The sequence below is a fragment of the Cupriavidus sp. GW823-FHT06D04 genome, from assembly GCF_058795055.1.
On record NZ_JBXAHL010000006.1, the window covers coordinates 232,142 to 243,279 of the forward strand.

Here is an 11,138-nt window from a genome sequence, read left to right on the forward strand (position 1 = left end):
TGCATCCCAAGCAAGCGCACTACAGGCATGTCCTGTAAGAGGTTCCGCCGAGCCGACTGACACCGGCACGACCCCGCCGCCAAGTGCCGCCGCCACAATATTATTTCCCGCCCCTTTAGTGAGAAAGCCATGGCCGACCTGTTTGACAACCCGATGCAGCTGATGGGCTTCGAATTCGTGGAATTCGCCTCGCCCACCCCCAACGTGCTTGAGCCGCTGTTCGAGCAGATGGGCTTTACGCTGGTGGCAAAGCACCGCTCCAAGGACGTGGTGCTGTACCGCCAGGGCGAAGTGAACTTCATCGTCAACCGCGAGCCGCACAGCCACGCCGCCTACTTTGCCGCCGAACACGGCCCGAGCGCCTGCGGCATGGCTTTCCGCGTCAAGGATTCGCACAAGGCCTACGCCCGCGCGCTGGAACTGGGTGCACAGCCGGTGGAGATCCCGACCGGCCCGATGGAACTGCGCCTGCCCGCGATCAAGGGCATCGGCGGCGCGCCGCTGTACCTGATCGACCGTTTCGAGGAAGGCAAGTCGATCTATGACATCGACTTCGAATTCATCGAAGGCGTCGACCGCCACCCGGTCGGCCACGGCCTCAAGCTGATCGACCACCTGACCCACAACGTCTACCGTGGCCGCATGGCTTATTGGGCCAATTTCTACGAAAAGCTGTTCAACTTCCGCGAAATCCGCTACTTCGACATCCAGGGCGAATACACCGGCCTGACCTCCAAGGCGATGACCGCGCCGGATGGTAAAATCCGCATCCCGCTGAACGAGGAATCGTCCAAGGGCGCCGGGCAGATCGAAGAGTTCCTGATGGCCTTCAACGGCGAGGGTATCCAGCATATCGCCTTCCTGACCGACAACCTGATCGAGGTCATCGACCGCCTGCAACTGGCAGGCGTGCCGCTGATGACCGCGCCGAACGACTACTACTACGAAGCACTGGACAAGCGCCTGCCCGGCCACGGCCAGCCTGTGGAGCAACTGAAGTCGCGCGGCATCCTGCTGGACGGCACCACCGAAGGCGGCAAGCCTCGCCTGCTGCTGCAGATCTTCTCCAAGACCGCGCTCGGCCCGGTGTTCTTCGAGTTCATCCAGCGCCGCGGCGACGAAGGCTTCGGCGAAGGCAACTTCAAGGCCCTGTTCGAGTCGCTGGAACGCGACCAGATCGAACGCGGCACGCTCAAGGTCGAGGCCTGACCGGCATCGGCCTTCCCTGACCGGCAGCCCTTGACGGGCACAGCCGGGTCCGGAAACGCGCACACCACCTTCGCGGCAGTCACCCTGCCGCGCGGGTGGTGACGTCCCCCAGGCCCAAGCGTTCGACTCAATACAAGCCAGAAACGCGGGCCCGCATTCCATGAGAATGGGTAGAGGAAACAACTGAATGCATGCAAGCAGCAATGACGGCACGCTCAAGCGCGGCCTGAAGAACCGGCATATCCAGCTGATCGCGCTGGGTGGCGCCATCGGCACCGGCCTTTTCCTGGGCATCGCCCAGACCATTAAGATGGCGGGCCCCTCGGTCCTGCTGGGCTATGCGATCGCCGGCATCGTGGCGTTCTTCATCATGCGCCAGCTGGGCGAGATGGTGGTGGACGAGCCCGTTGCCGGCTCGTTCAGCTACTTCGCCGACAAATACTGCGGCCACTTCGCCGGCTTCCTGTCGGGCTGGAACTACTGGGTGCTGTACATCCTGGTGAGCATGGCCGAGCTTTCGGCCGTTGGCATCTACGTGCAGTACTGGTGGCCCGAGATCCCGACCTGGGTCTCGGCGCTGGCCTTCTTCGTGATCATCAACGCGATCAACCTGTCGAGCGTGAAATCCTTCGGCGAGATGGAGTTCTGGTTCTCGATCATCAAGGTCGCGGCCATCATCGGCATGATCGGCTTCGGCGGCTACCTGCTGGCGTCCGGCAATGCCGGCCCGCAAGCGAGCGTGGCCAACCTGTGGCAGCACGGCGGCTTCTTCCCCAACGGCATGGGCGGCCTGGTGATGGCCATGGCGGTGATCATGTTCTCGTTCGGCGGGCTGGAGCTGGTGGGCATCACCGCGGCCGAGGCGGATTCGCCCGAGAAGACCATCCCCAAGGCCACCAACCAGGTGATCTACCGCATCCTGATCTTCTACGTGGGCGCGCTGGCAGTGCTGCTGTCGCTGTACCCGTGGGAGAACGTGGTCACCGGCGGCAGCCCGTTCGTGCTGATCTTCCACGCGCTGAACAGCAACTGGGTGGCCAATGTGCTGAACGTGGTGGTGCTGACTGCGGCGCTGTCGGTCTACAACAGCGGCGTGTACTGCAACAGCCGCATGCTGTACGGCCTGGCCCAGCAAGGCAACGCCCCCAAGGCGCTGCTCAAGGTCAACCAGCGCGGCATTCCGCTGACGGCACTGGCGTTCTCGGCCGTGGCCACCGCGGCCTGCGTGGTGATCAACTACTTCATGCCCGGCAAGGCGTTTGAGATGCTGATGGGCCTGGTGGTGTCGGCGCTCATCATCAACTGGGCGATGATCAGCCTGATCCACCTGAAGTTCCGCGCCGACAAGCGCCGCGCGGGCCAGGCCACGAAGTTCCAGAGCTGGGGCTATCCGCTCACCAACTACCTGTGCCTGGTGTTCCTGGCCGGCATCCTGGTGGTGATGTACCTGACGCCTGGCCTGCGCCTCTCGGTCTACCTGATCCCGGTGTGGCTGGTGGTGCTCGGCGTGAGCTACCTGGTGCGCCAGAAAAACGCGGCCGCCGCGCTGCAAAGCGGCGTGGCCGCCCAGCAACTGCGCTGAGCGGCAAGGCGGCGCCTGCAGGCTGCGGGCGCCGCCGGTTAGAATTCAGGCTGCGCGACGCCCCCTGCGCCGCGGCAGCTGCCCCCCGACCCAATTCCATCGCACCCCATGTTTGCACACATCGAGGCATTTCCCGGCGATCCGATCCTCTCGCTCAACGAGGACTTCCAGCGCGACCCGCGTACCGACAAGGTCAACCTGAGCATCGGCATCTACTTTGACGACGAGGGCCGCCTGCCGGTGATGCAGGCCGTGGCCAAGGCCGAAGCCGCGCTGCTGGCCGACATGGGCCCGCGCCCCTACCTGCCGATGTCGGGCCTGGTGGCCTACCGCAACGCGGTGCAGGCGCTGGTGTTCGGCGAAGACTCGCCGGCGCGCGCCGCCGGCCGCATCGCCACGCTGCAGACGCTGGGCGGCTCGGGCGCGCTGCGCGTGGGCGCTGATTTCCTCAAGCGCTACTACCCGCAGGCGCAGGTGTGGATCAGCGATCCCAGCTGGGAAAACCACCGCGTGGTGTTCGAGCGCGCCGGCTTCACCGTCAATACCTACCCGTACTATGACGACGCCACCGGCGGCCTGAAGTTCGACGCGATGATGGACGCGCTGCGCGCCATCCCCGCGGGCAGCATCGTGCTGCTGCACGCCTGCTGCCACAACCCGACCGGCGTGGACCTGAACCAGGACCAGTGGCGCCAGCTGATCGCGCTGCTCAAGGCCAACCAGCTGCTGCCGTTTGTCGACATGGCCTACCAGGGCTTTGGCGCAGGCCTGGAAGACGACGCCTTCGCCATCCGCGAGCTGGTGGCGCAGGATGTGCCCTGTCTGGTGGCCAACTCGTTCTCGAAGAACTTCTCGCTGTACGGCGAGCGCTGCGGCGGCCTGAGCGTGTTCTGCAACACCGCCGGCGAAGCCGCCAACGTGCTGGGCCAGCTGACCGGCGCGGTGCGCGCCAACTACAGCAACCCGCCCACGCACGGCGCGCGCGTGGTGGCCAAGGTGCTGACCACGCCCGAGCTGCGCCAGCTGTGGGAAGAAGAACTGGCCCAGATGTGCAACCGCATCGCGCGCATGCGCGAGGCGATCCACCACAACCTGCGCGACCATGTCAGCGGCGAGGCCCTGTCGCGCTACCTGACCCAGCGCGGCATGTTCACCTACACCGGCCTCACCGCCGACCAGGCCGAGCGCCTGCGCGAGCAGCACGGCGTGTACCTGCTGCGCTCGGGCCGCATGTGCGTGGCCGGGCTGAACGAGCGCAATGTCGGCATCGTGGCCAAGGCCATCGGGAGTGTGCTGCAGGGCTAAACCTGACGGCAGACGGCATTACCAGGCGGCGCCTTCGGGCGCCGTTTTTTTTGCGGCGCATGGGACGCGCCAGCGTAATTTCTACAAACGCCGTGGAGTTTTTGACTTTCCAGCCACGGCTTCCCCTGGCTTTCCTCAGGCCATCGCCACGGCCATCCCCGGCACTGAACTTGCAGCCTTCCTGCATCCCAGGCGCCGTCCCCCACCGTGCCGGAGTCCCCACAGAAGGCCCGCAAATGTCCGAAGACAAGGCCCCCGCCCAGTGCAGCACCGCCCTGCCCCCCGGCGCCGCTGCCCGCCCGGTCACGCTGCATATCAACGGCAAGCCCTGCACGCTGCAGCTGGAGCCCCGCTGCACGCTGCTTGACGCGCTGCGCGAAGTGATCCACCTGACCGGCGCCAAGAAGGGCTGCGACCGCGGCCAGTGCGGCGCCTGCACGGTGCTGGTTGACGGGCGGCGCATCAACGCCTGCCTGACGCTGGCGGTGATGCAGGAAGGCCGCCAGATCACCACCATCGAAGGCCTGGCCAGCGGCGACACGCTGCATCCGATGCAGGCCGCCTTCATCGCGCACGACGCGCTGCAGTGCGGCTTCTGCACGCCCGGCCAGATCTGCTCTGCGGTGGGCATGCTGGCCGAGGCGCAGGCCGGTGAGGCGAGCGCGGTCCAGTCGCTGCGCCCGGCGGCCCTGCCGCTCAGCGACGATGAAATCCGCGAGCGCATGAGCGGCAACCTGTGCCGCTGCGGCGCCTACCCCAATATCGTTGCCGCGGTCCGCGAGGTCTGCAACCGGCACGGCAGCCGCTGAGGACCGGGCATGAATCCTTTTTCCTATGAACGGCCCGAGTCTGTCGACGACGCCATGCGCCTGGGCGGCCAGCCGGGGGCGCGCTATGTCGCCGGTGGCACCAACCTGCTCGACCTGGTCAAGGCCGGCGTGGAAGCGCCACGGCTGCTGGTAGATGTCAGCCGGCTGCCGCTGGCCCAGGTGGCAGCGCTGCCCGACCGCGGCCTGCGCATCGGCGCGATGGTCAGCAACACTGATGCGGCCAACCACCCACTGGTGCGCGAACGCTATCCGCTGCTGGCGCAAGCGCTGCTGGCGGGCGCCTGCGGGCAACTGCGCAATATGGCCACGGTGGGCGGCAACCTGCTGCAGCGCACGCGCTGCCACTACTTCTACGATCCCGGCTTCCCCGCCTGCAACAAGCGCAAGCCCGGCTCCGGCTGCGGCGCGCGCGATGGCATCAACCGCATCCACGCCATCCTGGGCGCAAGCGAGCAATGCATCGCCGTGCATCCGTCCGATATGTGCGTGGCACTGGCCGCGCTGGAAGCCGTGGTCGTGGTACGCGCCACCACCGGCGAGCGCCGCATCCCCATGGGCGACTTCCACCGGCTGCCTGGCGACACGCCGCAATGCGACACCATGCTGGCGCCGGGCGAGCTGATCGTCGCCATCGACCTGCCGCCTTCGCCCTATGCCGCCCATGCCCACTACCTGAAGGTGCGCGACCGCGCCAGCTTTGCCTTTGCGCTGGTCTCGGTGGCCGCGGCGCTGGAAATCGACAGCAACACCGTGCGCAGCGCCCGCCTGGCGCTGGGCGGCGTGGCGCACAAGCCGTGGCGCGTGCCGGCGGCGGAGCGGGCCCTGGCGGGCCGTCCGCTGAGCGCGCACAGCGCCGCCGAAGCCGCGCGGCTGCTGCTTGATGGCGCGCATCCCTATGCCCACAACGCTTTCAAGGTGGGACTGGCGCAACGTGCCGTGCTGCGCGCGCTGCAGGTCGCCAGCCGGCCGCAAGGAGCCTCAGCATGAGCGTGACCGGGGCCCCCCTCGACCGTGTCGACGGCATCCCAAAGGTCACCGGCCGCGCCCGCTATACCGCCGACCATCCGCTGCAGGGCCTGGCCCATGCGGTGATGGTGACCAGCACCATCCCCTGCGGCGAGATCACGTCGATGGACACCGCCGCCTGTGAGCGCATGCCAGGCGTGCGGCTGGTGATGACACCCTTCAATGCACCGCACCTGCCCAAGGGCGGAAAGGCCGCCGCGGACATTGCCACGGCCAGGCACGTCATGAGCCTGCTGCAGGACACCGCCATCCACTACAACAACCAGCCCATCGCCGTGGTCGTGGCCGACACCCTGGAGCAAGCGCGCGACGCCGCCCGCTGCCTGCCGGTGCAATACCGGCGCGCCGACGCCGTGCTGGACTTTGCGCAGGCCCGCACACAGGCACGCAAACCCGACGAGGACGAGGACGGATCGGCCGACAGCCATCGCGGCGATCCTGACGCCGGCCTGCGCAGCGCCGCCGCCGTGGTCGACACGGTCTACACCACGCCGATGGAAAACCATAACCCGATGGAGCCGCACGCCACCATCGCCGTCTGGGACGGCGGCGAGTTGACGCTGTACGACGCGACGCAATACGTCACCGGCGTCCGCAAGGTCGCATCGGCCACGTTCGGCATTCCCATGGAGAAGGTTCGCGTGATCTGCCCATACGTAGGCGGCGGTTTCGGCTGCAAGGGCTCGGTATGGTCCCACGTGATGCTGGCCGCGATGGCGGCGCGGCAGGCGGGCTGCCCGGTGAAGCTGGTGGTGGACCGGACGCAGATGTTCGGCACCGTAGGCGCGCGGCCCCTGACTGAGCAGCATCTGGTCGCTGCCGCGGCACAGGACGGCGCGCTGAGCGCAATCCGCCACGATGTGACCGCCGGCACCTCGATGATCGAAGACTGGCTTGAATCCGCGGCGCTGATCACGCGCCGGCTCTATGCCTGCCCCAACCTGCAGACCAGCCAGCGGCTGGTCAAGCTGAACATCGGCACCCCCACTTTCATGCGGGCGCCGGGCGAAGCCACTGGCAGCTTTGCGCTGGAATGCGCGCTGGACGAGCTGGCGGAACAGCTCGGCATCGACCCGGTCGCGCTGCGCCTGCGCAACCACGCCGATACCGACCCTGAGAAGCAGTTGCCGTTTTCCAGCAAATCGCTGCGTGAATGTTATCGGGAGGCCGCCGAGCGCTTCGACTGGGCGCGCCGCAACCCCGAACCGCGTTCGATGCACGCCAACGGCAAGCTGGTGGGCCTGGGCATGGCCACCGCGACCTATCCCACCTATCGTTCGGGCGCCAGCGCGATGGTGCGCCTGCTGCCGGACGGCACCGCACTGGTACGCTCCGGCTCGCAAGACCTCGGCACGGGCACCTATACGGTCATGACGCAGGTCGCAGCCGACGCACTGGGGCTGCCGCCCGAGCGCGTGCGCTTTGAACTGGGCGACACGGCCTTCCCCGAGGCCCCGGTGTCGGGGGGCTCGCAGTCGGTCGCCAGCGTCGCGCCTGCCGTGCAGCAAGCAGCCGCGGCCGCGCGCGGGCAACTGATCCGGCAAGCCGTGGCGGACCCGGCCTCGCCGCTGTCGGGCGTGCCGGCGAAAGACGTGGAGATTGCCGACGGCTGGCTGCAACGCCGCTCCGATCCGACGCAGCGCGAACCCGTGTCCGCGCCGATCACCCGCGCAGGTGGCCACGCGATCGAAGCGCGGGCCAGCGCCAAGCCCGGCAAGGAGCGGAAGCAATACGCAATGCACGCCTTTGGCGCGGTCTTTGCAGAGGTCCATGTCGATCCAGACCTGGGCGAGATCCGCGTCCGCCGCATCGTCGCCAGCTACGGCGTGGGCCGGCTGCTGAACCGCAAGACCGCGCACAGCCAGCTCAAGGGCGGCATTATCTGGGGCATCGGCATGGCGCTGCATGAGAAGACCGAGCTGGATCCCGTCACCGGGCGCGTGGCCAATGCCAACCTGGCCGAGTACCACGTGCCGGTCAATGCCGACGTCGGCACCATCGACGTGACAGTGGTGGACGAGGACGATCCACATATCAACGCGCTGGGCACCAAGGGCATCGGCGAGATCGGCATCGTCGGCGTGGCCGCGGCCATCGCCAATGCCGTGTACCATGCCACCGGCCGGCGCGTACGGGACCTGCCGATTACGCTGGACAAGCTGCTGGACTGAGACCCGCCCAGGCCCCGGGTGGTTGCGCTGGCCGCCATCCAATGGAAAGATGTGGCCCACGGGCCCCGCGCCCGCAACCTGACTGCCCGCCTGGCGGGCTTGGAGGCTGCCGTGACCGAGCTCTACCCCAAGCGTCCGTCCTCGTGCATTGCCCTGCTGCTGGCCGCCGGCGCCGTCCTGGCCCCGGGCCTGGCCAGCGCCCAGACCCCGGCACCGCTGGCGGAATGGCAGTTCTCCGCCGGCATTCCGCTCCAGAAGCTGTTTGAAGACACCGTCCCCGACTGGCAAGTCCGGCTCGGCGCCGCGGCCATGGTGCGGCCGCGCTACGACGGCTCGTCGGAATACATCGTCATCGGCGGGCCCAGCATCGATATCCGCTACCGCGACCTGGCCTTTGCTTCGATCGGCGAAGGACTGGGCGTGAACCTGCTGCGGGGCAAGAACTGGCGCGCGGGGATCGCGCTGACCTACAACCTTGGACGGCGCGCAAAGGAGGATTCGCCGCACCTGGACGGCATGGGCAATATCAACCCGGCGCCGGAAGGCAAGCTGTTCGCGGAATACGCGGTCTCGAAGGAATTCCCGCTGGTGCTGCGCATCGACGCGCGCCGCAGCCTGGGCGGCAGCGACGGCTGGGTCGGCGATATCGGCGCCTATATGCCGCTGCCGGGCAGCTCCGAAAAATTCTTCTGGTTTGCCGGCCCCACCGTGACGCTGGCCGACTCGCGCTATATGAACGCCTGGTACGGCGTCAGCGACTCGCAGGCCCGCGCCGGGCGGCCCGCCTACCATGCGCGCGGCGGCATCAAGTCCTACGGCTTCGGCGTCAGCGCGGTGTGGTATTTCAACAAGCACTGGTTTGCCACCAGCGACATCGCGATCTCGCAGCTGGCCGGCGATGCGGCGGACAGCCCGATCACGCGCAAGTCGACCAACGGGGTCTTCGACCTGTCGATCAACTACGAATTCTGAGCCGGATCGTCAGCCGCGCCGTGCGGCTATCGCACAGTGGATGGCTGGCGTCCGCGATTTGGACGGTATTGCCCCGGAACCTCAATACTGCGTCCCGCATAATTGGCCGACCGGAATATCCGGCCGCAGCATCCCCGCCAGGGGATAGTCGAAGAAGCCAAGGAAGGAGATGTAGTTGAAGTCCAGCATCAAGCATCGCGTATCGCGCAGCGCGCGTTTAGCCGCCATGGCCATTGCCGGCCTGGCCGCCGCCCACACCGCCCCCACTGCCCTCGCCGCCGAAGCGTGGCCGGCCAAGCCGATCAAGGTAATCGTGCCTTACACGCCTGGCGGCTCCACCGACACCGTCTCGCGCGTCGTGTTCGAAAGAGTCTCGCAGCGGCTGGGCCAGCCGATCATCATCGAGAACAAACCCGGCGCCAACAGCACCCTGGGCGTCGGCGTGGCCGCGCGCTCGGCGCCGGACGGCTACACCTTCGTGTCGGTGCTGGCCGCCTACAGCGCGAACATGTCGCTGTATTCCAAGCTCAGCTACAAGCCCACGGACCTGGTGCCGGTGGCGGAAATGGCCGAGCTGCCGCTGTTCCTGTTCTCCAGCAAGAAGCTGCCGGTCAAGACCGTCGCCGAACTGGTCGACTACGGCAAGAAGCACCCCGACACGCTGACCTTCGGTTCCAGCGGCGTCGGCAGCTCCGCGCACCTGACGGGCGAGCGCCTGGCGATGGAATCGAAGCTCAAGCTGACCCACGTGCCGTACAACGGCAGCGCGCCGATCCTGCCCGCGCTAGTGTCCGGCGAAGTCTCCGTGGCCTTCGACCCGCTGCTGGTGCCGATGCCGCATGTGAAGTCGGGCAAGATCAATGTGCTGGCCGTGGCCTCCGCCAAGCGCTGGCCCGGCGAGCCCAACATCCCGACCATGGAAGAAGCAGGTTTCCCCGGCTTCGTGATGAGTTCGTGGACCGGGCTGATGGCGCCGGCTGGCACGCCGCAACCGATCGTGGCCCGCATGGCCAAGGAAATCGCCGCGGCCACGCGCAGCCCGGAGGTCACGAAGAAGCTGACCGACCTGGGATTTGTGCCGGTAGGCGGTACGCCTGAGGAGTTCCGCAAGCTGATCGAGCGCGATACTACGCGCTATGCGGAGATTGTTAAGGCGGGGAAGATTACGCTGGATTGAGGTTGCAGACCGCAATACATGCCCGGGTATAAACGTGGCGAGCTACCAGGCTCGCCATGTTTTTTTTGGATGGCGACTTCCGAGGTAAATGAAGGTCTCTTGTCGACTGAAAAGGAACGCTGCTTCGCTGGTTAATACTCAATAGGCTCTCGTGAACCCGCCATCGTGCAGCAGGTTCACGCCAGTCATGTGATCGGAGAAGGGGGATAACAAGACTTCGACCGCCAGGGCGACCTCCTCAGGCCTTCCATACTTTCGCAAGGGGATGTTCAATGTTTCCTCGGCTAACCGTTCAGAGAAGGTCACGCCAGCCTTGGTGGCGCGCAGGTCGATCGATGCCACATAGTCTGGGGTCAGGGTGCCACCGAGGGAGAGGGTATTGACGTGAATTCCTCGTTCGCCCATCGCGAAAGCGAGCGTCTTGGCCTGAGCCAGCCAGGCACAACGCAGGACATTGCTGGTGGCGTAGTTTCCAAGGGCTTGCACTGAGGTGATGGCAGAAATGATGACAATTTTTGCCCCGCGTCCTTGGGAAGGATCTGGCCGCATTGTGGAGATCGCGCTCTTAAGGAGTTCGAGGGGGCCGATAAAGTTGCTCTGGAACAATTGTCGCCACATGTCCGCCGGAGGCTGGCAATCGCCGGTGGGCCGCATTTGCGGGGGCATCAATACGACGCCGTCGAGAACGGTTCCGTCCGTCGCAAGCTCATGGGAAAAAGATGCGATAGAGGCATCACTGGACATGTCGACGGAGATCCAGCGATGTGACGGGAGGCCCGGCCTGTCCAGGGAGGTGTCAGAAATTCTGTGTGCTGAGGTCGGTTAAATAAATCTCAGCGTAGGGCGTTGGTGAAGCGGTCACCGAA

9 protein-coding genes are annotated in these 11,138 nt (G+C 66.4%); 8 read left to right on the plus strand and 1 reads right to left on the minus strand.

What is annotated here, in order from left to right:
• The first annotated feature begins 129 nt into the window (after window positions 1-129).
• The 8 genes from hppD (at window position 130) to AC1Q7H_RS11900 (ending at window position 10,272) form a co-directional block, all read left to right on the plus strand.
• Entirely contained in the window at window positions 130-1,209 is a 1,080-nt protein-coding gene (gene hppD, locus AC1Q7H_RS11865; protein WP_013952717.1) for a 4-hydroxyphenylpyruvate dioxygenase, read from the plus strand.
• 187 nt (window positions 1,210-1,396) lie between these two features.
• A complete protein-coding gene (locus tag AC1Q7H_RS11870; RefSeq protein ID WP_492377999.1) occupies window positions 1,397-2,791 on the plus strand; it encodes an amino acid permease in 1,395 nt (464 codons plus the stop codon).
• 108 nt (window positions 2,792-2,899) lie between these two features.
• On the plus strand, window positions 2,900-4,096 hold the full coding sequence (locus AC1Q7H_RS11875; protein WP_013952715.1) for an amino acid aminotransferase: 1,197 nt from the start codon (window positions 2,900-2,902) through the stop codon (window positions 4,094-4,096).
• Between the two features lie 236 nt (window positions 4,097-4,332).
• Complete coding sequence (locus tag AC1Q7H_RS11880; protein ID WP_211981195.1) at window positions 4,333-4,905, plus strand: 2Fe-2S iron-sulfur cluster-binding protein; 573 nt, start codon at window positions 4,333-4,335, stop codon at window positions 4,903-4,905.
• A 9-nt stretch (window positions 4,906-4,914) separates the two neighbouring features.
• A complete protein-coding gene (locus tag AC1Q7H_RS11885; RefSeq protein WP_211981193.1) occupies window positions 4,915-5,913 on the plus strand; it encodes an FAD binding domain-containing protein in 999 nt (332 codons plus the stop codon).
• Complete coding sequence (locus tag AC1Q7H_RS11890; protein ID WP_492378000.1) at window positions 5,910-8,123, plus strand: xanthine dehydrogenase family protein molybdopterin-binding subunit; 2,214 nt, start codon at window positions 5,910-5,912, stop codon at window positions 8,121-8,123. The genes AC1Q7H_RS11885 and AC1Q7H_RS11890 overlap by 4 nt, the downstream gene beginning before the upstream one ends.
• A gap of 111 nt (window positions 8,124-8,234) precedes the next feature.
• Window positions 8,235-9,095: a MipA/OmpV family protein gene (locus AC1Q7H_RS11895; protein WP_371827397.1), complete on the plus strand. Its 861-nt coding sequence runs from the start codon at window positions 8,235-8,237 to the stop codon at window positions 9,093-9,095.
• A gap of 175 nt (window positions 9,096-9,270) precedes the next feature.
• Window positions 9,271-10,272, plus strand: a complete 1,002-nt coding sequence (locus AC1Q7H_RS11900; RefSeq protein WP_211981187.1) for a Bug family tripartite tricarboxylate transporter substrate binding protein — start codon at window positions 9,271-9,273, stop codon at window positions 10,270-10,272.
• 138 nt (window positions 10,273-10,410) lie between these two features.
• On the opposite strand, the gene AC1Q7H_RS11905 is transcribed toward AC1Q7H_RS11900, so the two are convergent.
• Window positions 10,411-11,076, minus strand: coding sequence for an SDR family oxidoreductase (locus AC1Q7H_RS11905; protein ID WP_492381319.1), 666 nt, complete (start codon window positions 11,074-11,076; stop codon window positions 10,411-10,413).
• Between the last annotated feature and the right edge of the window lie 62 nt (window positions 11,077-11,138).

Bases quoted from the DNA above. Each gene is read 5' to 3' on its own strand.
- AC1Q7H_RS11875 (WP_013952715.1), top strand. From the start codon at position 2,900: ATGTTTGCACACATCGAGGCATTTCCCGGCGATCCGATCCTCTCGCTC.
- AC1Q7H_RS11870 (WP_492377999.1), top strand. From the start codon at position 1,397: ATGCATGCAAGCAGCAATGACGGCACGCTCAAGCGCGGCCTGAAGAAC.
- AC1Q7H_RS11890 (WP_492378000.1), top strand. From the start codon at position 5,910: ATGAGCGTGACCGGGGCCCCCCTCGACCGTGTCGACGGCATCCCAAAG.
- hppD (WP_013952717.1), top strand. From the start codon at position 130: ATGGCCGACCTGTTTGACAACCCGATGCAGCTGATGGGCTTCGAATTC.
- AC1Q7H_RS11880 (WP_211981195.1), top strand. From the start codon at position 4,333: ATGTCCGAAGACAAGGCCCCCGCCCAGTGCAGCACCGCCCTGCCCCCC.
- AC1Q7H_RS11885 (WP_211981193.1), top strand. From the start codon at position 4,915: ATGAATCCTTTTTCCTATGAACGGCCCGAGTCTGTCGACGACGCCATG.